Here is a 23,958-nt window from a genome sequence, read left to right as displayed (position 1 = left end):
AGACATGTTCTTGGCCTATTGCGATGAGTGCGAGGAGCGCTTTCTGCTGCCCGCGAACCACGTCGTCGGCGTGCACAATCTGGCGAGCGGCGTGATCGCCGTCGAGCTGACCTGCTACGAAGGGCACCGCCTCCTGGTGCTCATCGGCAACGACATCGACATCCCTGGACCTGCCACCGTCTGAGCGCCGCTACCCTGGACCGTATGTCTGTCGAGTCGCTGTTCCCCCGCCTGGAAGCGCTACTGCCCAAGGTGCAGAAGCCCATCCAGTACGTCGGGGGTGAGCTCAACTCGACCGTCAAGGACTGGGACTCCGCCGACGTGCGGTGGGCGCTGATGTACCCGGACGCCTACGAGGTCGGGCTGCCCAACCAGGGTGTGGCGATCCTCTACGAGATCCTCAACGAGCTGCCCGCCACGCTGGCCGAGCGCACCTACGCGGTGTGGCCGGACCTCGAGGCGCTCATGCGGGCCGAGGGCGTCCCGCAGTTCACCGTCGACGCGCACCGGCCGGTGCGCGCCTTCGACGTGCTCGGGGTGTCCTTCTCGACCGAGCTGGGCTACACCAACATGCTCAACGCGCTCGATCTGGCGGGCATCCCGCTGCTGGCCGTGGACCGGGGTGAGGACGACCCGATCGTGCTCGCCGGCGGCCACGCGGCCTTCAACCCGGAGCCGATCGCCGACTTCCTCGACGCGGCCGTGCTCGGCGACGGAGAGCAGATCTCCATCGCCATCTCCGAGGTCATCCGCGAGTGGAAGGCCGAGGGCAGACCCGGCGGGCGGGACGAGCTGCTCATGCGGCTCGCCGAGTCCGGCGGGGTATATATCCCGAAATTTTACGATGTGGACTACCACCCGGACGGTCGCATCAAGCGCGTCGCCCCCAACAGGGCCGACGTGCCGTGGCGGGTGCACAAGCACACCGTGATGGACCTCGACGAGTGGCCCTACCCGAAGAAGCCGCTGGTCCCGCTGGCCGAGACCGTGCACGAGCGGTTCAGCGTGGAGATCTTCCGCGGCTGCACCCGTGGCTGCAGGTTCTGCCAGGCGGGCATGATCACGCGCCCGGTGCGGGAGCGCTCGATCACCACCATCGGGGCGATGGTCGAAAACGGCATCAAGGAGTCCGGCTTCAACGAGGTCGGTCTACTGTCGCTGTCGTCGGCCGACCACTCCGAGATCGGTGATGTCGCCAAGGGCCTGGCCGACCGCTACGAGGGCACCAACACCTCGCTCTCGCTGCCGTCCACCAGGGTCGACGCCTTCAACATCGACCTGGCCAACGAGTTCTCCAGGAACGGCAGGCGTTCCGGCCTGACGTTCGCGCCGGAGGGCGGCTCCGAGCGCATGCGCAAGGTGATCAACAAGATGGTCACCGAGGAAGACCTGATCCGCACCGTCACCACGGCCTATTCGCAGGGGTGGCGGCAGGTCAAGCTCTACTTCATGTGCGGCCTGCCCACCGAGCAGGACGAGGACGTGCTGGGCATCGCCGACCTGGCCAAGAAGGTCATCCAGGCGGGCCGCGAGGCGACCGGCAGCCGCGACATCCGCTGCACGGTCTCCATCGGCGGCTTCGTGCCCAAGCCGCACACGCCGTTCCAGTGGGCCGCGCAGGCCGACCACGAGACCGTCGACCGACGGCTCAAGCAACTGCGCGACTCGCTCAGAGGCGACAAGCAGTACGGCAGAGCCATCGGCTTCCGCTACCACGACGGCAAGCCCTCGATCGTGGAGGGCCTGCTCTCGCGCGGCGACCGCAGGGTCGGCGCCGTGATCCGCGCCGTCTGGCAGGACGGCGGCAGGTTCGACGGCTGGAGCGAGCACTTCTCCTACGAGCGCTGGATGGCGGCCGCCGAGAAGGCGGGCGTCGACGTCGACTGGTACACCACGCGCGAGCGGGCGGAGAACGAGGTCCTGCCATGGGACCACCTCGACGCCGGGCTCGACCGTGAGTGGCTCTGGCAGGACTGGCAGGAGGCCGTCTCCGGTGGCGAGGTCGAAGACTGCCGCTGGACTCCTTGCTACGACTGCGGCGTCTGCCCGACGATGGGCACGGAAATTCAGATCGGCCCCACGGGGCGAAAACTCCTTCCTCTTACGGTGGTCTAGCGCGCTCAGTGGGCAGCCGGTGCCTCGGCGTACACGTACACACGCCAGGGCGGCTTATCCTGAGACGAAGGAACTCTTACAAGGGAAGGACGACAAGCTCTGAAACCTGTTCCCGAAGGGCCTCCGCCCGCGCCCACGGTGCAGCGCCTTCGCGTGCGCTACGCCAAGCGCGGTCGCCTGCGCTTCACCAGCCACCGCGACATTTCGCGGGCCGTTGAGAGAGCGGTTCGCCGTGCCGGCATACCGGTGGCCTACAGCGCAGGCTTCTCGCCCCACCCGAAGATCTCCTACGCGGGCGCGGCGCCGACCGGCGTCGCCAGCGAAGCCGAATATCTCGAGATCGGTGTCACCACGCCGTGCGATCCCGAGCAGGTGAGACAGGACCTGGACGGGTCGCTGCCGCCGGGGCTCGATGTGCTCGACGTTGTGACAGCGGGCCCGGGTGGGCTGGCTGACCGCTTGGAGGTCTCCGACTGGGAGGTGCGGCTGCCCGGTGCCGATCGCGAGCTCGCCGAGGTGGCGGCGGAGAAGTTTCTCGCGGCAGGCGCTGTGGAGGTCGAACGCCTCACCAAGAAGGGCCCCCGTCGCTTCGACGCGCGGGAGGCCGTCCTGGGGCTCACGGTGTCCGAGGGAACAGACAGAACTGCAGCTCAGGTGCTCGGAGGGCCGTGTGTCATACTGCGCATGGTTGTTCGGCACATGACGCCTGCCGTTCGACCCGACGATGTGCTCACAGGGCTGCGCCTTGTGGCCGACTTCGCGCCGCCGGTTCCCCCCGAGGTGACCAGGCTGGCGCAGGGGCCGCTCGACGTCAGCACTGGTGCGCTTGCCGATCCGCTCGACCTGGACCGCGACACCACGCGCGGCGGCGAGGCGGGACCGGCGAGTGAGCACGTCGCCGGTTGAGGAGGTGTCCCGCGCGAGCGGGGCACGACCGCTGACAGGACTTGGCGCCGACACCCCCACCTTGGGGGCGTTGGCGGACAACGAGACACGAGGGCTCCTGCGCGGCGCGGCGACGCGCCCGGGAGCTGACGGGAGAGCGCCCGCATGCTCGAGAACGAGCCCAACGCCGGGGCCATTGGCCCTGACGGGGAGACAATTGAACAGCCAGAGGTGACCCCACGTCGCCGCTCCGCCAGCCGCCCGGCGGGTCCGCCGCCGGAGCCGGAGGAGCCTGCCCACGTTCCGGTCACCACTGCGGCGGCGCAGACCGCGCCGTCGGTGGCTGACGTACAACCGGTGCAGAGCACCGCCGCGCAGCGCGCGGCGGGAGAGCCCGCGCCTCAGATCCGCACCGCCGTGCCCGAGCCGGAGGCCGCTGCGGCGACCGCGCCGGAGAGCCCGGTCGAGGCGGCCGTGGCCGAGACCGTTGCCGAGACCGTTGCCGAGGCCGTCGCCGAGGAGAAGCCCAAGAGGACCACGCGGACCCGGTCCACCGCCACGACGACGCGGCGCCGTACGACGAAGAAGGCCGCCGAGGCCGAAGCCGAGGCTGCTCCCGTGGTGGAGGAGCCGCCCGCTGAGACCGCCGAGCCGGTGAAGCGGCGCAGGACGCGCAAGAAGGTGGAAGAGCCCGTCGAGGAGGCCGTCGCAGGCGCTGTGGGGGCGGTGGCCGACTCCGAGAAGGCCGCCGCGAGCGAGGGCCTGGCCGGCAAGGCCGCGACGACGGAGCCGACCGCCGAGGCGGCGCCCGCCGGTGGTGTCGAGGCGGCCGAGGATGAGGACATCCTTGAGAGCCTGCCCGACAACGAGCCCCTCGACGACGAGCCCGCGGGCGAGGACCTCGACGAGGAGCCCGCACGGGCGAGCCTGCTGTCCGACCCGTTCGGGTTCGCCGCGCGCACGCCGGCCGAGCCCGGCACCGCGTTCCAGCGGCCGGCGGCCATCTTCGCGCCGCTGTTCCAGGCGCCCGACCCCAGCCAGGCCAAGCCCGCCGTCACCCGGCGGGCCGAGGCGCCGCAGCCCGCTCCCGAGCCCGAGGAGGTCGAGGAGCCGGTCGACGAGTCCGCGGTAGAGGACGAGACCGACCTCGACACCTCCGACGACCAGGAGGAGGAAGAGGGCGCGGGCCGTCGCCGCCGTCGCCGGCGGGGCGGCCGGGGCCGCGGCAAGTCGCGCGAGCGTGACGAGGGTGAGGAAGGCGACGAGCAGGACGAGGAGGCCGAGGAAGAGCAGGCCGAGGAGGGCGCCGCTCACGACGAGGAGTCCTCTACCTCGCGCCGTCGCCGTCGCCGTCGCCGCCGGGGCTCCGAGGAGGGCGCCGAGCCGGCCAGCGACGACCCGCCGAACACGGTGGTGCGCATCCGCGCGCCGCGTGCGGGCCGCAGCAGCGGGCTGGAAACCGCGACCGACGGTGTGCAGAGCGTGCGCGGCTCCACCCGCCTCGAGGCCAAGAAGCAGCGCCGCCGCGAGGGGCGCGAGCTGGGCCGCAGGCGTCCGCCGATCATCACGGAGTCGGAGTTCCTGGCCCGCCGCGAGTCCGTCGACCGGATGATGGTGGTACGCCGCCAGGGCGACCGTACGCAGATCGCGGTCCTGGAGGACGGCGTGCTCGTCGAGCACTACGTCAACCGCGAGGCCAGCCAGTCCTACGTCGGCAACGTCTACCTCGGCAAGGTCCAGAACGTGCTGCCCTCGATGGAGGCGGCGTTCGTGGACATCGGCAAGGGCCGCAACGCCGTCCTGTACGCCGGTGAGGTCAACTTCGACACCGCCGGGCTGGAGGGCCAGCCCAAGCGCATCGAGGCGGCGCTGAAGTCGGGCCAGTCGGTGCTCGTACAGGTCACCAAGGACCCGATCGGGCACAAGGGCGCCCGGCTCACGTCCCAGATCAGCCTGCCCGGGCGATACCTCGTCTACGTGCCGGACGGGTCGATGACCGGCATCAGCCGCAAGCTGCCCGACAAGGAGCGCACGCGGCTCAAGAGCATCCTGAAGAAGGTCATGCCGGAGAACGCCGGCGTGATCGTGCGTACCGCCGCGGAGGGCGCCTCCGAGGACGAGCTGGCGCGTGACGTGGCCCGCCTGTCCGCCCAGTGGGAGAGCATCCAGAAGAAGGCCAAGTCGGCCAGCCCGCCCGAGCTGCTGTCCGCGGAGCCCGATCTCACGATCCGGGTCGTGCGCGACGTCTTCAACGAGGACTTCACCTCGCTGATCGTGCAGGGCGCCGACGCCTGGGACACGGTGGACGACTACGTCAAGTACGTCGCGCCGCACCTGGGCGAGCGCCTGGCGCGGTGGGACGGCGACCAGGGTGACGTGTTCGAGCACTACCGGATCGACGAGCAGCTCGGCAAGGCGCTCGAGCGCAAGGTCTGGCTGCCCAGCGGCGGCTCGCTGGTGATCGACCGTACCGAGGCGATGACCGTCGTCGACGTCAACACCGGCAAGTTCACCGGGCAGGGCGGCAACCTCGAGGAGACCGTCACCCGGAACAACCTCGAGGCGGCCGAGGAGATCGTGCGCCAGCTCAGGCTGCGCGACATCGGCGGCATCATCGTGATCGACTTCATCGACATGGTGCTGGAGTCCAACCGCGACCTGGTGCTGCGGCGGCTGCTGGAGTGCCTGGCCCGCGACAGGACCAAGCACCAGGTGGCCGAGGTCACCTCGCTGGGTCTGGTCCAGATGACGCGTAAGCGGGTCGGACAGGGGCTGCTGGAGGCCTTCTCCACGCCGTGCGAGTGCTGCAACGGGCGTGGCCTGCTCGTCTCCACGGAGCCGGTCGAGCCCAAGCCCGAGCCGCGCGGCACGCAGGGGAAGATGGCCATCGAGAAGGCGGTCTCCGACAAGGTTTCCGCGGCCAAGGACACCTCGAGCCGTGATACGGTGACCGGTGCGCTTGAAGACGTCCCGACTGAGGACGACCAGGCCAGCCAGACTTCCGGCAGAGGGCGGCGACGCTCGCGCCGAGCCAAGTCGTCCGAGTAGTTCTCGGCAGGCTTCCGACGTTCCGTCCGGTTCGCCTAGGGGACCGTTAATCCGGTACCCTGGTGTATCGGTGCGTCAGGTGACGTGCCCTGTTGGCGCGCTTACTCGGTTCGTCGGTTTGAGACAGGCCGAATGACAGGCGCAGCATTCGGCGGCCGCCTCTCGATGAGGCGGCTGATGTACGAGACAACAGTGAGTCAGAAGGGTTCCGCGGTGTACGCGATCGTTCGTTGCGGCGGCAGGCAGCAGAAGGTCTCCGTCGGTGACGTCCTCGAGGTGGACAAGGTCGCCGGCGAGGTCGGCTCTTCGGTTTCGCTGCCGACGGTGCTCGTCGTCAACGACGGCGATGTGACCACGGAGGCGGGCAAGTTCACGGTCAGCGCCGAGATCCTCGGCGAGACCAAGGGCCCGAAGATCCGGATCCTCAAGTACAAGAACAAGACCGGTTACAAGAAGCGCCAGGGTCACCGTCAGCGGTACACCCAGGTGAAGATCACCGGTATCGAGCAGGCCTGAACGGGAGTTTGAGAGATGGCACACAAGAAGGGCGCGTCGTCCACCCGGAACGGTCGTGACTCCAACGCTCAGCGCCTGGGCGTCAAGCGCTTCGGCGGCCAGCTGGTCAACGCGGGCGAGATCATCGTCCGTCAGCGTGGCACCCACTTCCACCCCGGCGACAACGTGGGGCGTGGCGGCGACGACACGCTGTTCGCGCTGGCGGCCGGGCACGTGCAGTTCGGTGTCAAGCGCGGCCGGCGGGCCGTGAGCATCGTTCCCGTCGCGGAGTAGGGGTTCTTCCTCTCCGTAGACCTTGGGTTTTCTTGCCAAAGGGGTGGATCGCGGTGTCGATCCGCCCCTTTGCTTTTGGCTGACTTCCGCCGGTGGGCGGTGTGTGTGGAGGAGTGCAGAGTGCCGGACTTTGTGGACCAGGTGGTCCTTCATATCGGTGCCGGTGACGGGGGAAATGGGTGCGCCTCCATCCATCGGGAGAAGTTCAAGCCGCTCGGCGGCCCCGACGGCGGCAACGGCGGCCGGGGCGGTGACGTCGTCCTCGAGGTCGACCCCAACACGGCGACGCTGCTCGAGTACCACCGCCGGCCGCACCGCAAGGCCGAGAACGGCAAGCAGGGGCAGGGCTCCAACCGGGACGGGGCCAACGGGCCGGACGTGATCCTGCCGGTGCCCAACGGCACCGTGGTGAAGAACGCCTCCACGGGTGAGGTGCTGGTCGACCTCGTGGGTGTCGGCACGCGGTACGTCATCGCCGAGGGCGGGCACGGCGGCCTGGGGAACGCCGCCCTCGCCTCGACCAAGCGGAAGGCGCCCGGGTTCGCGCTGCTCGGGGAGCCCGGGGACGCGCTCGACGTCATGCTGGAGCTCAAGAGCGTGGCGGACGTGGCGCTGGTCGGGTTCCCCAGCGCCGGCAAGTCCTCGCTGATCGCCGCCCTGAGCGCGGCCAAGCCCAAGATCGCGGATTACCCGTTCACGACCCTGATCCCCAACCTGGGGGTGGTGACCGCGGGGGAGACCGTGTTCACCGTCGCCGACGTGCCCGGTCTGATCCCCGGGGCCTCGCAGGGGAAGGGGCTCGGGCACGAGTTCCTGCGGCACGTCGAGCGGTGCGACATGCTCGTGCACGTCATCGACTGCGCCACCATGGAGCCCGGACGCGACCCGATCACGGACTACGAGGTCATCGAGTCGGAGCTGCACGCGTACGGGAAGCTGGAGGACCGGCCCCGGCTGGTCGTGCTGAACAAGGCGGACGTGCCCGACGCGCGGGAGCTGGCCGAGCTGGTCAGGCCCGAGTTCGAGGCGCGGGGGCTGCGGGTGTTCACGATCTCCGCCGCCACGCATGACGGGCTGCGGGAGCTCACGTACGCGATGGGCGAGTGGGTCGCCGCGGCCAGGGCCCAGAAGCCGGTGGAGGAGCCCACCAGGCTGGTCATCAGGCCCAAGCAGCTCGGCGAGGCCGGGTTCCGGGTGCGGCGGGTCAACGAGAACCTGTTCCAGATCACCGGTGAGAAGCCGGAGCGGTGGATCAGGCAGACGGACTTCACCAATGACGAGGCCGTGGGCTACCTCGCCGACCGGCTCGAACGGCTCGGCGTGGAGGCGGAGCTGGCCAAGGCCGGCGCCACTGCCGGCGCCGAGGTGGTCATCGGGTCGATGGAGGGCGGCTATGTCTTCGACTGGCAGCCCACGCTCAGCGCCGAGTCCGTACGGCAGGGCCCGCGAGGGTCCGACAACCGCTTCTGACAGGAGCGCCACGGGCGCAGGACGGCCTCGGCGTCGATGACCTGAGCGCCGGGCCGGCCGGCGTCGACCCTCCCTGAACTGCGGCGCGTGGAGGTGGCCGTCGTCATGCGCCGGGGGGGCATGTCTTCGGGCCGTATCTCGCCGGGCTCCGGGACCGAAGGGCTCTCGGGGCTCGGATAGGCTGCCAGACGTGCGGGAACAGATCAGCTCAGCGTCGAAGGTCGTTGTCAAGGTCGGCTCCTCCTCGCTCACCACCCCCCAGGGCACGATCGACGTCGATCGGGTCGACGCCCTTGTGGACGTGCTGGCGGCGCGGCGCCGTACGGGGACCCAGATCGTCCTGGTCTCCTCCGGGGCGATCGCGGCGGGCCTCGGCCCGCTCGGGCTGACCGCGCGACCACGCGACCTGGCCACCCAGCAGGCGGCGGCGTCCGTCGGGCAGGGTGTGCTCGTCGCCCGCTACACCTCCTCCTTCGCCCGCTACTCCCTGCGCGTGGGCCAGGTGCTGCTGACCGCCGACGACATGATGCGGCGCGCCCACCACGCCAACGCCCAGCGCACGCTCGCGCGCCTGCTGGAGCTGGGCATCGTGCCCATCGTCAACGAGAACGACACCGTGGCCACCGACGAGATCCGCTTCGGCGACAACGACCGGCTGGCGGCGCTGGTGGCGCACCTGATCCACGCCGACGCGCTCGTCCTGCTGTCGGACGTCGACGCCCTGTACGACGGCCCGCCCAGCCGCAGCGGCTCCCAGCGCCTGTCGGAGATCCGCGGGCCGGAAGACCTGGTCGGCGTCGAGCTCGGGAAGAACGGCGCGGCGGTGGGCACCGGCGGCATGGTGACCAAGGTGCAGGCCGCCAGGATCGCCACGGGGGCGGGCGTTCCCGTGGTCCTCACGGCGGCCGCTCACGCCGCCCAGGCGCTCGGCGGAGCCGATGTCGGCACCTACTTCCACCCGGGTGGCCGCCATCCCGGCACGCGGCTGCTGTGGCTCGCGCACGCCACCACCGGGCGCGGCCGCCTCCACCTCGACCAGGGGGCGGTGGAGGCCATCGTGGGGCGGCGCAAGTCGCTGCTGCCCGCGGGGGTGACGTCGGTGGAGGGTGAGTTCGCGGCGGGCGATCCGGTGGATCTGTGCGGGCCTCAGGGGCTCGTGGTGGCTCGCGGGCTGGTCAACTTCGACGCCACCGAGATCCCGGGCCTGCTCGGCCGCTCCACCAGGGAGCTGGCCAGCGCGCTCGGTCCGGAATATGAGCGTGAGCTGATCCACCGTGACGACATCGTCATACTGGAAGCTCACAACTAGTCCCCATCCCTAGGGCGACGAGCGTGCTGGGAACGTAGGGAGCGGAGCGTAGCCATGAGCACAGAGTTCTTGAAGGTCGCCCAGGCGGCGCGAGAGGCCGCCGCCGAGCTGGCCCCGCTGCCGCGGGCGCCGAAGGACCGGGCGCTGCGTGCAGTGGCCGACGCCCTGGTCGCGCACGCGGCGGAGATCGTCGAGGCCAACGCCAAGGACGTCGAGCAGGCCAGGGCGCAGGGCACGTCCGAGGCGATGATCGACCGGCTCCGGCTCGACGAGGCGAGGGTCGGCGCCATCGCCGAGGCCGTGCGCCAGGTGGCCGACCTGCCCGACCCGGTCGGCGAGGTCGTCCGCGGCGCCACCCTGCCCAACGGGCTGGAGCTGCGCCAGCTCAGGGTGCCGCTGGGTGTCATCGGCATCATCTACGAGGGCCGCCCCAACGTCACCGTCGACGCCGCCGCGCTCTGCCTCAAGAGCGGCAACGCGGTGCTGCTCAGGGGCTCCTCCAGCGCCTACTCCTCCAACACGGCCCTCGTGAAGGTCATGCAGGACGCGCTGGAGGGCACCGAGGTGCCCGCCGGAGCCGTCCAGCTCGTGCCGGGGCAGACCCGCGACTCGGTCAAGGAGCTCATGCGCGCCCGCGGCCTGGTCGACGTGCTGATCCCGCGCGGCGGCGCCTCGCTGATCAACTCGGTGGTGGAGGAGTCCACGGTGCCGGTGATCGAGACCGGCGTCGGCAACTGCCACGTCTACGTGGACGACGAGGCCGACGTCGACCTGGCCGTGCAGATCCTGGTCAACGCCAAGGCGCAGCGGCCGTCGGTGTGCAACGCGGCCGAGACGTTCCTCGTCCACGAGGACGTCGCCGACGCGTTCGTGCCGCGGGCGCTGGCGGCGCTCGCCGAGGCGGGCGTGACCGTGCACGGTGACGAGCGCATCGCCGGGCACGGCTCGGGCGTCGTGCCCGTCACCGAGGACGACTTCTACGCCGAATACCTCTCGCTCGACATCGCCGCCGCGGTCGTCGGCTCGCTGGAGGAGGCGGTGGCCCACATCAGGAAGTACGGCTCCGGCCACACCGACGCCATCGTCACCAGGTCGCAGCGGGCGGCGCGCAGGTTCGTGGCGCTGGTCGACTCGGCGGCCGTGGCGGTCAACGCCTCGACGAGGTTCACCGACGGCGGGGAGTTCGGGTTCGGGGCGGAGATCGGCATCTCCACGCAGAAGCTCCACGCGCGCGGCCCGATGGGGCTGCCCGAGCTCACGTCCACCAAGTGGATCTACACCGGTGAGGGGCATTTGCGCACGTCAGAAGGCACGGTGGTGGCCGGTTGATCGGCGTGTCGGCCTGACCGGCGCCGTGGAGCGCAGGTTGACTGAGAGGCATGGAGATTGTCATCGCCCTCGTCTTCTCGGCTGCCGTGCTGTTCGGCGCCGACCGGTTGCTGCTCTGGCTCGAGAGCCGCGGACACGTCCACTGGCGCAGGAAGGGGCGCAGGCAGCTGTCGGACGAGCCCACGGCCCGGCTCGACAGCATGCTCTCCGATCACACTCGCCGATAATCCTTCGGCGTGCCTCAAGCGCCGACAGGGGTCCCAGCGCTAAGGTTAGGTCCCTTATGGGCGGGCCGGGCGGGGAGAGACGGTGAGCAAGCTCGGCAAGATCGGGCCGTACACCCTGGTCGAGCGGCTCGGTCGCGGCGGCATGGGCGAGGTTTACCTCGCGACCACCCGCCGGAGCGAGAGTGTCGCTCTCAAGGTCCTGCACGACCTGGCCGAGGATGAGACCTCCCGTGTCCGGCTGGAGCGCGAGGTCCGGGCGCTGCGCAGGGTCGAGAGCCCGTACGTGGCCAAGGTGCTCGACGCCGACCTGAGCTGTGCCCGCCCGTACCTGGTCATGGAGTACATCGAGGGCGCCACGCTCCTCGACCGCGTCCGCCAGAACGGCGCACTCGATGTCGGCGACCTCGTGGACCTGGCCCAGGGCATCGCCGCGGCCCTGGCGATCATTCACGCGGCCGGGGTCGTGCACCGGGACCTCAAGCCGGGCAACATCATCATGGGCTCCGAGGGGCCCGTGCTCATCGACTTCGGCATCGCGCAGGTGCTCGACGCGACCCGGCTCACCATGACCGGCACGTTCCTCGGCACACCCGGCTACACCGCGCCGGAGATCTTCGCCGACGAGCAGGTCGACTCGCCCGCCGACGTGCACGCCTGGGCGGCGACGGTGGCGTTCGCGGCGACGGGGCGGCCGACGTTCGGGCGGGGGACGGCCGAGGCGCAGATGTACGCGGTGCTGAACGGGCAGGCCGACCTCAAGGGCGTGCCCGTGGAGCTGCTGCCGCTGGTACGCGCCGCGCTCAACAGGGAACCGGGCAAGCGCCCCACGGCGGCGTTGCTGGCCGATCGGCTGTCGCGGCTGGCCAGAGCCACCAGCGCGGCCGAGCCGGAGCCCGCTGCCGGGTCCTCGGAGGAGGCCAAGACAGGCCGCGCCACCCCTGAGGAGAAATCCGCCCGGAGCCGGGCAAACACGGATAGTAAGGTGCCCGCACCGCGTACCCGTGCGAACCCCGACACGAAAGGCTCGCCGGTCCGCGCCGACGGCAAGGGCGCCGCGGCGCGCAGCCGTACCGGCACGGATGGGAAGGGCGCCGCGGTCCGCAGCCGCACGGAGGTGCCCGCGCCGCGCGGGCGCACGGGCGCGGCGGACGGGAAGTCCGCTCTCGCGCGCTCCAAGATGACCGCGCCGCGCCAGCGTGCGGCGGCGGCCGTCCGGAGCCGGCCTCAGGTGCGCAGGAAGGCCGGGCTCAGAGCAGAATCGACCACCACGCTGCCTGCAGGCAACGGCGCCCTGCTGATGCTGGCCGTGCTCGCGGTGCCGTGCGTGGTGACCTCGGTGATCTGGCCGATCGCCTCCATCGCGATCACCACGGTGTTCGTGGTGCTGACCAGGACGCTCTGGATGAGCCACTGGCTGGTCAGAAACCGCAGCTCGCGGCGTACGCGGGTGGCGTTGCGCGTGCTGCTCTTCCCGGTCGCCCTGGTCGGGGCGGCCGCCACCGCCGGCGTGTGGCCGGGCGTGCCGGTCGCGCTGGCGTCGGGCGGCGCGCTCTGGGTGACCGGCGGCGGAGTGATCGACTCCGACTGGTGGCAGCAGCCCGCGCCCGTGACGGTGGCGGGCGTGGTGTTCGGGATGCTGTGCGGTGGTTTCGCCGGGCGTGAGATCGAGCGGATCGGGCATCGGCTGCCCGATCTGCGCAGGGAAGGGCTGCGCGCACTGGCCGTGCTGGGCGGGTTCGTCGCCCTGTGCGCGGCCGCCGTGCGCGCTATCGCTCTCCTGCTCTGACCTGCCGCTCTCCAAGGCAGGCCGAAGCTGCCCCTCGGGGTTCGGAACCCGCCGCTCGTCGCCGATCGCGGTGGGTTTCGCGGCCGATCAAGCTGATCGGCCGCGTACGGCGGTGCGGCCGGTCAGCCCTGGCCGCCGTCGCGGCGCGAGAAGCGGTTGAAGATGCGCTCGCCCGCGTTGACCGCGCCCTCGGCCACGTCGCGCAGGACGCCGATGAACGGGTCCTGCGACTGGGACCAGGACGCGCGGTAGGACTCGGCCGCGGCCTTGATCTCGTCGGTCACTCGTGCGTTGGGGTCGTCCTCCCTGCGCGGGTAGTCCCCGCCCAGGATGCGCTCGTACTCGCCGCTGCGCTGCCACTTGTCCAGCTCGGCCACGCGCACCACCGCGAACGGGTGGGTCGTGCCGAGCAGGTTGAGCACCTTGAGGAAGCCGTCGCGAAGGTCGCCCGCGGTGTCGTATTCCTGGTACTGCTCCAGGAACGCCTCGATGTTCATCTCGTGGGTGTAGTCGCCGCCGGCGAGCTTCATCAGCGCCCTCTTGGCCGCCTCGGGGTCCTGGCCGACGAGCAGGCCGCCGCGGTCGGAGGACAGCTCCGACTTGCGGTACCACTCCTCCAGGCCCGCGACGATCGCGCGCAGGCCGATGTAGCCGAGCGGGATCCAGGCGACGCGGGTGGCGAGGCGGGTGAGGATGTCGAGCATCGTCCGGTAGACCGCGTGTCCCGACAGGATGTGGGCGGTCTCGTGGCCGATGACGAAGCGCTGCTCCTCCTCGTTCATGAGGTTGAGCAGGCCGGTGGTCACGACGATGAACGGGTCGTCGAAGCCGATGGCCTTGGCCTGGACCTGCGGATCCTGCTGGATGTAGATCTCGGGGATCCGGTGCAGGTCGAGCGTGTAGGCGGCGTCGCGGCCCATGTCGTAGATGGAGCGGAACTGGGTCTCGCTCACGCGTACGGCAGACGCCAGGTACATCAGGCGCAGCCGGCGCTCGCTGATGAGGCCGGACATCTGCTTGAGAACCGTGTCGAACCCACTCAACTTACGCAGAGCGACCAGGGCGGACCGGTCTGCGGGGTGTTCGTAGGCTCGGGACGAGATGCCGGGCAGTTGGACGCGGTTGCGGTCCGGGGTGGTCGTCATGCCCGGCATGCTACGTCCGCAACGGGAGCGATGCGCGGTCATCACCAAGGGGGGTGCCATCATGTTGTGGTACAAGGTCCACGTAAGGTCCGTTTCATGATGAATGCGCCTGGTGTGCAGGGGAAGCGGCGAGTCGGAGTGATGGGTGGGACGTTCGATCCCATCCACCATGGCCACTTGGTGGCCGCCAGCGAGGTGGCCCACCACTTCGACCTGGACGAAGTCGTGTTCGTGCCGACCGGGCGGCCGTACCAGAAGGCCGAGCGCGAGGTGTCGGCCGCGGAGGACCGCTATCTGATGACTGTCATCGCGACCGCGTCCAATCCCCGGTTCTCGGTCAGCAGGGTGGACGTTGATCGCCCGGGGTCGACGTTCACCATCGATACTTTGCGTGATATTTCGGAAATTTACGGTCCTGGGGTTGAGCTGTATTTCATCACCGGCGCGGACGCGCTCGGCGCCATCCTGGACTGGCAGAACGCGGACGAGCTGTTCGAGCTCGCCCATTTCGTCGGCTGTACCCGTCCGGGGCACACGCTCCACGATCCCGGGCTGCCGGAGGGGCGGGTGACGTTGCTGGAAATTCCCGCACTGGCCATCTCGTCGTCCGAGTGCCGGCAACGTGTCGCCAAGGGAGAGCCGATTTGGTATCTGGTGCCGGACGGAATCGTCCAGTACATCAACAAGCGGGGGCTGTATCACGCGGAAGGATGACGGCCTCCGTGCCGTAGGTGAGGGGTTTCGGCCCGGAAGGGTACCCTCAACGTATAGGCATGCTGCCGACACAGGAGGACAGACCCGCATCGTGACCGCATCCGACAGATCCGTCCAGCTCGTGCGCATCGCCGCGGAAGCCGCGGCGGACAAGCTGGCCGATGACATCCTCGCATACGACGTGAGCGAACAGCTCGTCATCACCGACGCCTTCCTGCTCTGCTCCGCCACCAACGACCGCCAGGTACGCGCCATCGTCGACGAGATCGAGGAGCGGCTGCGCACCGAGGCCGACGCCAAGCCCGTGCGCCGAGAGGGCGAGCGCGAGGGCCGCTGGGTGCTGCTCGACTACATCGACATCGTCGTGCACGTCCAGCACGAGGAAGACCGCACGTTCTACGCGCTCGAGCGCCTGTGGAAGGACTGCCCGGCCATCTCGCTGCCGGAGAGCGTCATGCAGGCCAACCTCCAGCGGGCACGCGCGTGAGCGGGCTCCCCCATCTCGAGTCCGAGCGTTCCGCATGAGCAAGAGGATCGTCTGCCTCCGGCACGGGCAGACCTTGTGGAACGTCGAGCAGCGATTCCAGGGACACTCCGACATCCCCCTCGACGAGACCGGCATCGCGCAGGCCGCCAGGGCGGCGTCGTTGCTGGCCTCCCTGCGGCCCACCCTGGTCGTCTCGTCCGATCTCCAGCGCGCCAACGACACGGCGCTGGCGCTCGCGCGGGTCGTCGGGCTGGACGTGAGCGTGGACAAGGACCTCCGCGAGCGCGGGGGCGGCGAATGGGAAGGGCTCACGCGCGACGAGATCGCGTCGCGCTGGCCCGAGGAATACGTGGCCTGGGAGGCACCGGGTGGAGAGCCCGTCGCCGACGTGGCCACCAGAGTGGCCGGCGCCATGCGGCGCTGGGCGGCCAAGCTCGACGACGACGGCCTGCTGGTCGTGGCCTCCCACGGGGCCGCGCTGCGGCTCGGGATCTGCGAGCTGCTCGGGCTGCCCGAGCAGCTCTGGCCGGCGCTGGGCGGGCTGGGCAACTGCTCGTGGTCGGTGTTGCAGGAGGGGCGCAGGGGATGGCGGTTGCTGGAGCACAACGCCGGGACGCTGCCTGAGCCCGTCCGCAGCGATGACCGGCCGGAGGCCGAGGCATAGCGAGTTCGTACGGCTCGGGGGCCGTACGACCAGCGCGCTCCGATTAGGCGAATCGGCGCGGATGGCTATATGCTCTCGGAGCGCCGCAACGGGTGGACTCGGAGCGGTGACCAGGGGCTATAGCGCAGTTGGTAGCGCGCCTCCATGGCATGGAGGAGGTCTGGGGTTCGAATCCCCATAGCTCCACAAGCGGATTCGATCAGCGGCGGTGTCCTTCGGGGCATCGCCGTCTTTTGTGCGTTTGGGGCAAGGCCTGGTCAATGATGCCCGTGCTGGGAGTGGACACCGCAAACGATCATGGTGTCGTACTATGGCGTGGTACGCCGAGGTACGATTGAGCCATGGATGCTCCAATACCTCGTTCGACCGAGGTGAGCGTGCGCCAGTTCGTCAACGACTCTGGTGGCGTCACGCGCGGCCTGCGTGAGGGAAAGCGGTACATTCTGACGCTCAACGGCGAGCCGCTCGCCGAAGTGAAGCCGATCAAGCGTCGCCGGTTCGTTCCCACAGCTGAGGCGCAGGCCGTGTTCGCCACCGCCCCGGCTATTGACTGGGACGAGGTACGGACTGATCTGGACGCGATGATCGATGACGAGCTACGCGATCCGCTCGACGGGACCGGCCTGTGACCCGGCATGAGCGAGGCGTTCTCGACACGAACATCGTGGCTGCTTTCAAGCTCTTCGATCCCGCCGAACTGCCCGCAGAGTCGGCGATCACCGCAGTCACGCTTGGCGAACTGTCGCGTGGACCGTATGCCACCGATGATCCGGTCAAGCGTGCGGGAAGGGTCGCGGTGCTCCAGTATGCCGAGGCGGCGTTCGGTGATCCGCTGCCGTACGACGCCGAGGCGGCCCGCGTGTTCGGGCAGATCTGTGCCGTCGTGTACATGCAAGGTCGACAGCCACGAAGCCGGACCGCCGACCTGATGATCGCTGCAACGGCCGCCGGTAACGAGCTGCCGTTGTTCACCGCGAACCCCAAGGACTTCGACGGCCTGGAACGGCTTGTGAACGTGGTCGCTGTGACACGACCTCACGGCGCGACGGGCTAGCCTCGATGAAAGAAGCCCGGCTTCCGTGATGGAGCCGGGCTTTTTGCTGTTCAGGCTTGATCGCTGTGGGCGCCGGGATGGCGGGAGATGCTGCTTCCGGGCGTCCCGGCCGTCGCGCAGATCCTGCGCTGGACACCGCACGTCCCAGGGCTCCTTCCGGCGGCGAGCACGGTGATCGCCTTCGCCGCCCTCAGCTCTCGCCTCGCACCCCCGTGGGCCCTCGGCGGTGCTGGGCGTCGGGACAGTCGACAACGCTCTGCTGGGCCTCGGGACGGTCGGTGGCGCTCTGGTGGCGGTGCTGGTCGCCCTGCATTCGCCGGCCGTGCGCCGTACGGCCGGGTTCGCCGCGGCCGGGGGCGTCTGCGCCGTCCTGGTCGTGATCGGGACGGCTCTTGCCGCTGGCGCGCCGGTGAGGACCGTCGCGGGACTCGCTCTCCAGGCCGCGGGCCTGGCGGCCGTCGTCTGGGTGATGGGCGGGTCCCGGCGGCGCGGACAGACCCGCAGGGCCGCTGCCGCCGCGTATCGCGCGCTCCTCGTCGGTGCCTCGCCTGGCCGCGCGAACGCGGGTCACGCCATCGCGGGCGACCGACCCGACGCCTGCACCCGCCTCCTGCGGACCTTCCTGACCGAACGGTAGTGTGCGGGAAAACATGATCGAAAGGTATGAACCTTGGCAGCCTCCCTCGTCGCTTTAGCGCTTGCCTCGTTGCTCACCGCTCCGTCCTCCGCACTGCCCGCGTGCCCGCTGATCTTCGGGCACGGCGGCTACCCCACGGGCGCCAACGCCTGGGAGCGGGACCAGGTGCGTCAGCCCAACAACCCCACGGCCATCCGCCGCTACCAGTCCTGGGGCGCGTCAGGCGTCGAGGCCGACCTGCAGCTCACCAAGGACGGCACCAAGGCCGTCATGTGGCACAACACCTCTACCTGGGGCCTGACGGGCACGAAGAAGAACATCACCGACATCTGGTGGGCGGCGGGCGACACCGCGCTCAAGGGCCGGACCATCAACCGCGGCATCTTCGAGGGCGAGACCGTCTACACCTTCCGCGAGTGGCTGGCCGAGATGAAGAGCGCCGGCATGATCGGGCTGGTCGAGATCAAGCCGGAGGCCCGGCAGTCGCTGCTCAGCTCCAACGCCGCGATCAAGGCGCGGGCCTGGGCCGAGGTGCTCGACCCGGTCAAGGAGCGCTACCAGTCGCAGGAGATCATCCTGTACTCCCACAACAGCGAGATCGCCGCCGAGCTCAGGAGCCGGGTGAGCGCCGCGGGCATGACCAAGGTGCTGAGCGGCGGGCCCATCTGGCCGGAGGTCACCAAGTGGGAGGAGCCGCCCCCCTCGTGGACGCTGAACGAGAGCGCGTGGCAGGGGGCGCTCGATCGCGGCGCCAAGCGGGTGGCCACCGACTACACGCCCCAGTTCAACGCGTGGCTGAAGGGGAAGTGCCAATGACCCGGTGACGGGTCCGGCCTACCGGTGTCGTCCGGTGGCCGATCAGTTGAGGGCGCCGTTGCGGGCCTGCCAGCGGGTCCGGTGGCGCTCGGCGGCACCCTCGGCCAGGGCCGTCGCCGCGGCGGGCACCGGCTCGGCGGCCCAGGAGCCTAGCCGGCTCTCCATCCGGTCCACGAAGGTCACCCCGTGCTCCGTCAGCCGGCCGCTGCTCAGGAGGGTGCGGGTGACCAGGTGGGCCGCCGCCCGCCAGCGGGCGAACTCGGCGCTCGCGCGGATCTCGTCCTCGCCCGACTCGTGCTGCCGCTGCCGCCGCCAGAAGTCCGTCACACCCAGGTACGCGTACGCGCCCTGGAGCAGCCCGCCGGCGGGCCTGGGGTCCTCGCGCCAGGGCGCGTAGTAGCGGGAGCCGTCGTCGGGGGCGGTCAGCGGCACGATGTCGAGCAGGGCCGAGAGCTTGGCGTGCTGGGCCTCGTGGGTGAGGGTCTCCGCCAGCGTGCGGGGGTCCGGCGGGTCGGAGAGGGCGATGCAGCCGTAGGCGTCGCGCGAGGAGGCGCTGGACGAGCCCGTCGAGGGTGCGGTCAGCGGCGTGAGGACCGTGATGCCGGCCGACACCTCCTCGGCGATCGGCTCGTGGTGGCTCACCAGGAGCTGCCAGGATTCGTCCAGGAGGCGCTGCCAGCGGGCCGCCTCCGCGTCCGTGAGCCGCCCGTGCAGGTCGGTCGCCCCCGGCAGCCGGTGCGGGTCCAGATCGTCGATGAGCACGTTCAGGCTTCTGCCCCGGGACTCGGCGGAGAGGGCGCGCAGCCGCTGCCAGCCGGGGGCGTCGTCGCGGATCTCGACCACCAGGTCGCCCGCGCTCACCTCCGCGCCCTCCGGCCAGCAGTGCACGGTCGCCATGGTCACGCCGCCGGGGAAGGCGACCTGCCCCAGCGACGGCAGCATGGCCCTGCCGGCGAAGACCGGAACGTCCACCTCGCACGTCGTACGGGCGTGGATGGCCGCCGCCGCGGCGAGGGCGGCCAGCTGCTCCGGCGAGCGCCGGGAACGGATGGCGTGGCGGGCCCAGGCGCCGACCGACGGGTGCTGCAGGACCCGGCCGACCGCCTCCGGATGGCTCGTCTGGAGCGTGGCGAGCAGGTCGTAGGCGCGCCGCGTCCGCGCCCAGGAGGTGTGGCCCAGGTCGCGGGCCACGTCCAGGACACCCCTGATGAGCAGCAGGTGCTTGCTGTATTGGGCGGCCTTGAGCCGCCGCACGGCGCCGCCGCCTCCGCCGCCGTTCGCGAGGGCGTCGAACGCGTCCGCCGGGATCCGGTGGTCAGTGAGGTTCATCGGGGATCCTTAGTACGGCGACGGACGTCGGCCTGCACGGTCCGGCCAACGTGCTTGATCAGGCTCAGCAGGTCGGCGCAATAGACCGAGGGGTTGTGGAAGCCGTTGCCCGCTCTGTAGCGGTGGGCGAACAGACCGCCACCGCAGATCATGCCCACCTCGCACGCGGCGCACTCCGGCGCGGGGTCGAGGCGGGCGATCTGGCGGGCGGCGGTGAAGGGCAGGAGCAGGAGGTCGTCGAAGGAGTCGCGGGCCACGTGCAGCCCGGTGCTCCCGGCGCCCTCGAACGCCGACTTGAGCAGGTCGGACTGCTCGATCTCGCCGTCGGTCTCGATCACGATCATGGCCGCGGGCGAGAGGCCGATCTGCTCGGTGGCCGACTCTCCGCCGAGGAGCAGGTGGATGATCTCGTCGAACAGCCGGACGCGGGTGGCGTGGGACGGGGTGGCGTACCACTGGTCGAAGACGGTCGCCAGCCAGGTCGCGTACGGGGTGTCCGGCGAGCCGGGGACCCTGCCGGGCGGCGGCTCGGACCAGTTGCCGTGGGGGAGCAGGAAGTCGATCAGTGGCGGGTCGAAGCCCAGGAGGGCGGTGTAGGTGCCCAGGGGGTCGTTGCGGAGATCGACCGTGCACAGCAGCCCGTGGAACAGGTGCCGGAAGTCCTCGGACGTGAGGAGCTCCAGCGCGGCGGCCACCCGGTGGTAGCTGCCGCGGCCGTCGGCGGTGCGGCGGGAGCGGTCGTGGTCGGCCTGCCCGCCGTCGAGGCTGACCCCGACGCCGATCTCCAGCTCGTCGAAGAGCCGCAGGAAGCGCGCGTCGAGGAGCGTCGCGTTGGTCTGCACGCTGACGTCCACGCGGACCGGCACGGCGGACCTGACGACGCCCACGAGGTCGCGGATGTCGTCGTGGCCGGCCAGGAGCGGCTCACCGCCGTGCAGGATCACGTCGACGCTGTCGAGATCGTGTGCCTTGGCGTGTTCGGCGATCCTGCCCGCGGTGGCCTCGACCGTTTCCCGAGACATACGTTTTGGGCGAAATCTCCAGCTTTGATCCGCCATTTCGTACATGTAGCAATATGTGCATGACAAATCACATCTGCTATGTACTTTCAGGATGAACTGCCGGAACGGCGTCGGCCGCCAGCCGCGGACCAGCAGCGCGTCGACGTCCAATGTCGCTGGCCACTCTGACACCGCGGATCAGCCTCCACATTGAGACTTGCGAGGTGCCCAGCATATGACGTCATTCCGATAGTCGAAGCATCTCGTTGGCCCTTTCGAGCGCCTCGTCGGTGAGCAGGGGAAAGATGCCGTGAACCACGGCCGCGGCGGCTCGGGGAGTGCCCGAACGGTGAAATGCCTCAGCTAGTGCCATTTGTGCGGATATGTCATTCGGTGCGAGGGTCACTGCCGCGTTGATCTGCTCGATCGCTCGGGTGAGATCCCCATGGGCCAGGTGCCAGCGGCCGTCGATGGTGAGCGCGCGGGCGACCCCGTCGAAGCGCCCGCGCTCGGCGTACAGGCTCACCGCCTCGTCGCAGTAGCGGCGTACCTGCTTGACGTCGCCCTGGGCGAGCGCCGCGTCGGCGTGGATCTCGGCGACCTCGGCCCGCACCCAGGAGTCGTCGGGCTCGGCCGCGTGCCTGGCCTCGTCGGCGAGCCGGGCGGCGAGCGGCCAGTTGCGCTGGGCCCGCGCCGTGCGGGCCGCCTCCAGGTAGGTCGCGGGCGAGCCGCGGTGCGAGACCGGGCCGATGAGCCGGTCGTGGGCCAGCTCGTACCAGCGGCTGCCCATGCGGTGCTCGCCGCGCAGGATGTGCCGGTCATCGAGGGCGCGGGCCACGGCGTTGGGCATGCCCATGGTCTGCTCGATGCCCTCGTACGCGATGTTGCGGGTGCCATGGTCGGTGATGAACGTACGGCGCAGCCAGAGCAGCAGCTCCCCCACGGGGACGTCGAACTCGCGCGCCACCTCCCCGACCGCGCGCTTGAAGAAGTCGAACAGGAACTCCTCGACCACCGCGTACACCCGCACGTGCTCCTCGCCGATCTCCGTCACCTCGTCGGGCAGCGAGTCCCACAGCGCGGAGCAGACCACCTGGAGCTGGACCGGCTCCACCAGATCCAGCTCGACGGTGGACGGGTTGCCCCACGCGTCCTTGACGGTGGCCGAGCGCAGCTCGCCGACCAGGAGCCGGGTGGCGGCGCTCGTGATGGTCCTGGACGTGCGGTCCAGCGGCCGCTCCACCGCCTGCCTCGCCGCCTCGGGGGAGAGCGGCTGCAGGTGGAAGCGGGCCCGCGAGCCCTGGCCGAACGGGCGCTCGTAGGGCAGGACGAGGAACAGGTACTCCTCGCGGAGCGAGAGCAGGAGGTGCAGGCTGGGGTGGTCGCGCATGGCCTGTACGAGCTGGTCGACGAGCTCCTTGCGGTCGCGCTGGCGGGCCAGGTCGCTGTGGAACAGGGTCTCCGCCTGGTCGATGGCGGCCAGGACGGGCAGCGGGTCGCCGTACTCGTCCTCGCGCCCGGGGCGCTCGGTCAGGAAGCGCGTGATGGTCAGGCCCGCCAGCGAGCCGGGCGAGGCGTCCGGAGCCCAGGCCGACAGCAGCGCCATGACGTACGGGTTGCCGCCCGCGATCGGGAGCGGGGTGTGCGGCGAGATCCTGGCGACGGGCAGCACGTCGGCCCGCTCCGGATCGATCCTGGGCAGCACGCCCGCGTTGAGCAGCGAGGTCTTGCCCACGCCGGAGGCGCCGTAGAGCACGGTCAGCCCGGCCGCCCGCCAGAGCGTGGCGATCTCCCGCGACTCCTGCTCCCTTCCGTGGAACAGGTCGCTGTCGGCACGGCCGAAGGGGCGCAGCCCGACGAACGGCCGGCCGGCGGGATCGGTCACGGTCATAGCGGCGTCCTCGCATTCCAGTCGAGCAGTTCCTTGAAGAACGCGGACGTGGTGCCGACGTAGATCGAGATCTTCAGGTCGGCGTAATAGCTCTTCAGGTATTCGCCGGCCAGATTCTCCGCGTCGGTCAGCGACGTGTTCAGCTCCGGCAGGAGTTGCACGCTGATATGCCGGCGCTGTCGGGTGGAGGGAATGGATTTGATCAGCCCGTGAAAGAGCACCCGGAAGTTCCAGTCCTGGAGGCTGTAGCCGAGGAAGAGCAGCGGGCTCGAGGTCATGGCGTCGAGCACCGGCTCGGGAATCGGGAGGAGTTGGCGGCCGTTCGCGTCGTCGACGTCGCGCAGATTGAGGAGATACTGCACGTAATCGTTCTCGGTCAGCACGATGGAGGAGGGGTCGTCCCAGTTCCCGTGCAGATGGTAGATCAGCGGATGGTCGGGATCGGGGTCGGGCACGACGGCCCGCTTCGTCGGCTCCCACCACGTCGACCTGCACACGTTCGGGGTGCGCGGACCTTTGCGGCAGTGCTGTAAAGCCTGGAGCATGAAGTCGTCGTAGTTGGTGGTGAGAAAAGTCTTGATCGGGAACTCGGCCAGCACCGTGTGCGGGTCGAGCGGGTCGATGGCGCCCGCCGCGCGCTGTTTCAGGTATGCGCAGACTTCCACTTTGAGATCAGTGGGATCGTTATGCACGTGAGCCGCGTACTGCATCACGTGCGCGAGATTTCCGTGGTCGGCGAACGGAAAGCCGTACTCCTTCGCGAAGTGCTTGCTGAGCTCCTTGCCGGTCGGAAGTCGCCCATAGCAGGCGCCCGCCCCGAGAAGCGGGGTACAGTCGCCTCTGCGGAGCTGTCTGACCAATCGCACCCAGTCCGCTTCGTTCACGCGCCACCCCACCGGCAGGACCATTCTTGTGCTGAGGAGTATATGACCCGGGACGGATGGAAATATGTGAATGTTTTCGGGCTGGCCTAAATGTGGGGGAAGTGCCGGCCCGCAGGTCAGGCGTGGCGGCCGACCCGCGGGCTGACTCAGATGGAAGACTGGAATTTGGCCACGGGCGTCACGCCGGTCTCGTCGAGAAGGCGGTCTATGGCGTCCTTCAACCGGGAGTCGTCGATGTCTTTGAGCTCCTCCAGGGTGCGCCCGCTGACATCAATGAGCCCACCGCCGTACCCCTGCACTGCTTCCTTGTTCATCGCTCTCCCTGGACCTGATGGATCTAGCGGATCCTATCTATCTCTGGCTTCAATATGCTGTCTA

24 protein-coding genes and 1 tRNA gene are annotated in these 23,958 nt (G+C 69.8%); 19 read left to right on the top strand and 6 right to left on the bottom strand.

Features of this window, described 5'->3' with window-relative positions; translation table 11 throughout:
* The first annotated feature begins 4 nt into the window (after positions 1-4).
* The 11 genes from ABZX61_RS47520 to ABZX61_RS47470 all read left to right on the top strand — a co-directional run bounded on the left by ABZX61_RS47520 (position 5) and on the right by ABZX61_RS47470 (position 12,958).
* Positions 5-184 (top strand): hypothetical protein, encoded by a 180-nt coding sequence (locus ABZX61_RS47520; protein ID WP_350740730.1) that lies wholly within the window; start codon positions 5-7, stop codon positions 182-184.
* 20 nt (positions 185-204) lie between these two features.
* A complete protein-coding gene (locus ABZX61_RS47515; RefSeq protein WP_355205030.1) occupies positions 205-2,115 on the top strand; it encodes a TIGR03960 family B12-binding radical SAM protein in 1,911 nt (636 codons plus the stop codon).
* 153 nt (positions 2,116-2,268) lie between these two features.
* Complete coding sequence (locus tag ABZX61_RS47510) at positions 2,269-3,021, top strand: TIGR03936 family radical SAM-associated protein (protein ID WP_350740726.1); 753 nt, start codon at positions 2,269-2,271, stop codon at positions 3,019-3,021.
* A 144-nt stretch (positions 3,022-3,165) separates the two neighbouring features.
* Positions 3,166-6,048 (top strand): Rne/Rng family ribonuclease, encoded by a 2,883-nt coding sequence (locus ABZX61_RS47505; RefSeq protein ID WP_355205027.1) that lies wholly within the window; start codon positions 3,166-3,168, stop codon positions 6,046-6,048.
* Positions 6,049-6,261: 213 nt separating this feature from the next.
* A complete protein-coding gene (gene rplU, locus ABZX61_RS47500) occupies positions 6,262-6,564 on the top strand; it encodes a 50S ribosomal protein L21 (RefSeq protein ID WP_043634375.1) in 303 nt (100 codons plus the stop codon).
* Between the two features lie 15 nt (positions 6,565-6,579).
* Entirely contained in the window at positions 6,580-6,837 is a 258-nt protein-coding gene (rpmA, locus tag ABZX61_RS47495; protein ID WP_012893687.1) for a 50S ribosomal protein L27, read from the top strand.
* 120 nt (positions 6,838-6,957) lie between these two features.
* Complete coding sequence (gene obgE / locus ABZX61_RS47490; protein WP_355205024.1) at positions 6,958-8,307, top strand: GTPase ObgE; 1,350 nt, start codon at positions 6,958-6,960, stop codon at positions 8,305-8,307.
* A gap of 181 nt (positions 8,308-8,488) precedes the next feature.
* The gene (gene proB, locus ABZX61_RS47485; RefSeq protein WP_319712644.1) at positions 8,489-9,616 is read left to right on the top strand and encodes a glutamate 5-kinase; all 1,128 of its coding nucleotides are present in this window, start codon (positions 8,489-8,491) and stop codon (positions 9,614-9,616) included.
* Positions 9,617-9,670: 54 nt separating this feature from the next.
* Positions 9,671-10,945 carry a glutamate-5-semialdehyde dehydrogenase gene (locus tag ABZX61_RS47480; RefSeq protein WP_355205021.1) on the top strand — a complete coding sequence of 425 codons (1,275 nt, stop codon included), beginning with the start codon at positions 9,671-9,673 and terminating at the stop codon, positions 10,943-10,945.
* Positions 10,946-10,995: 50 nt separating this feature from the next.
* On the top strand, positions 10,996-11,172 hold the full coding sequence (locus ABZX61_RS47475) for a hypothetical protein (RefSeq protein WP_350740718.1): 177 nt from the start codon (positions 10,996-10,998) through the stop codon (positions 11,170-11,172).
* An 82-nt stretch (positions 11,173-11,254) separates the two neighbouring features.
* Entirely contained in the window at positions 11,255-12,958 is a 1,704-nt protein-coding gene (locus ABZX61_RS47470; RefSeq protein ID WP_350740716.1) for a protein kinase, read from the top strand.
* Positions 12,959-13,080: 122 nt separating this feature from the next.
* Here ABZX61_RS47470 and ABZX61_RS47465 read toward each other — a convergent pair whose 3' ends face one another.
* Entirely contained in the window at positions 13,081-14,103 is a 1,023-nt protein-coding gene (locus ABZX61_RS47465; protein ID WP_350740714.1) for a M48 family metallopeptidase, read from the bottom strand.
* A 96-nt stretch (positions 14,104-14,199) separates the two neighbouring features.
* Between ABZX61_RS47465 and nadD the strand changes: the two genes are divergently transcribed.
* The 8 genes from nadD to ABZX61_RS47425 all read left to right on the top strand — a co-directional run bounded on the left by nadD (position 14,200) and on the right by ABZX61_RS47425 (position 18,475).
* Entirely contained in the window at positions 14,200-14,817 is a 618-nt protein-coding gene (gene nadD / locus ABZX61_RS47460; RefSeq protein WP_350740712.1) for a nicotinate-nucleotide adenylyltransferase, read from the top strand.
* Between the two features lie 91 nt (positions 14,818-14,908).
* Positions 14,909-15,304 carry a ribosome silencing factor gene (gene rsfS, locus ABZX61_RS47455; protein WP_080046168.1) on the top strand — a complete coding sequence of 132 codons (396 nt, stop codon included), beginning with the start codon at positions 14,909-14,911 and terminating at the stop codon, positions 15,302-15,304.
* 34 nt (positions 15,305-15,338) lie between these two features.
* Positions 15,339-15,968: a histidine phosphatase family protein gene (locus ABZX61_RS47450; RefSeq protein WP_350740710.1), complete on the top strand. Its 630-nt coding sequence runs from the start codon at positions 15,339-15,341 to the stop codon at positions 15,966-15,968.
* Between the two features lie 113 nt (positions 15,969-16,081).
* A tRNA-Ala gene (locus ABZX61_RS47445) sits at positions 16,082-16,154 on the top strand.
* 191 nt (positions 16,155-16,345) lie between these two features.
* On the top strand, positions 16,346-16,597 hold the full coding sequence (locus tag ABZX61_RS47440) for a hypothetical protein (RefSeq protein ID WP_350740708.1): 252 nt from the start codon (positions 16,346-16,348) through the stop codon (positions 16,595-16,597).
* Positions 16,594-17,022: a type II toxin-antitoxin system VapC family toxin gene (locus ABZX61_RS47435; RefSeq protein ID WP_355205014.1), complete on the top strand. Its 429-nt coding sequence runs from the start codon at positions 16,594-16,596 to the stop codon at positions 17,020-17,022. Before ABZX61_RS47440 ends, ABZX61_RS47435 begins: the two co-directional genes overlap by 4 nt.
* Before the next feature lie 226 nt (positions 17,023-17,248).
* The gene (locus tag ABZX61_RS47430; RefSeq protein WP_355205011.1) at positions 17,249-17,659 is read left to right on the top strand and encodes a hypothetical protein; all 411 of its coding nucleotides are present in this window, start codon (positions 17,249-17,251) and stop codon (positions 17,657-17,659) included.
* A 33-nt stretch (positions 17,660-17,692) separates the two neighbouring features.
* Positions 17,693-18,475, top strand: a complete 783-nt coding sequence (locus ABZX61_RS47425) for a glycerophosphodiester phosphodiesterase family protein (protein ID WP_355205009.1) — start codon at positions 17,693-17,695, stop codon at positions 18,473-18,475.
* A gap of 42 nt (positions 18,476-18,517) precedes the next feature.
* Here ABZX61_RS47425 and ABZX61_RS47420 read toward each other — a convergent pair whose 3' ends face one another.
* The 5 genes from ABZX61_RS47420 to ABZX61_RS47400 form a co-directional block, all read right to left on the bottom strand.
* Entirely contained in the window at positions 18,518-19,804 is a 1,287-nt protein-coding gene (locus ABZX61_RS47420) for an HEXXH motif domain-containing protein (RefSeq protein WP_355205007.1), read from the bottom strand.
* Positions 19,801-20,997, bottom strand: a complete 1,197-nt coding sequence (locus ABZX61_RS47415) for an FxsB family cyclophane-forming radical SAM/SPASM peptide maturase (RefSeq protein ID WP_355205004.1) — start codon at positions 20,995-20,997, stop codon at positions 19,801-19,803. Before ABZX61_RS47415 ends, ABZX61_RS47420 begins: the two co-directional genes overlap by 4 nt.
* Positions 20,998-21,046: 49 nt before the next feature.
* The gene (locus ABZX61_RS47410; RefSeq protein ID WP_355205002.1) at positions 21,047-22,696 is read right to left on the bottom strand and encodes a hypothetical protein; all 1,650 of its coding nucleotides are present in this window, start codon (positions 22,694-22,696) and stop codon (positions 21,047-21,049) included.
* Complete coding sequence (locus ABZX61_RS47405) at positions 22,693-23,604, bottom strand: SIR2 family protein (protein ID WP_355204999.1); 912 nt, start codon at positions 23,602-23,604, stop codon at positions 22,693-22,695. The genes ABZX61_RS47410 and ABZX61_RS47405 overlap by 4 nt, the downstream gene beginning before the upstream one ends.
* Before the next feature lie 122 nt (positions 23,605-23,726).
* Positions 23,727-23,894 carry a hypothetical protein gene (locus ABZX61_RS47400; protein ID WP_185078173.1) on the bottom strand — a complete coding sequence of 56 codons (168 nt, stop codon included), beginning with the start codon at positions 23,892-23,894 and terminating at the stop codon, positions 23,727-23,729.
* Positions 23,895-23,958 lie beyond the last annotated feature (64 nt).

The organism is Nonomuraea sp. NPDC003709 (assembly GCF_040610775.1).
Classification (GTDB): domain Bacteria; phylum Actinomycetota; class Actinomycetes; order Streptosporangiales; family Streptosporangiaceae; genus Nonomuraea; species Nonomuraea angiospora_A.
Note: the sequence above shows the minus strand (reverse complement) of the source record. Positions and strands in the feature narration are given on the sequence as shown.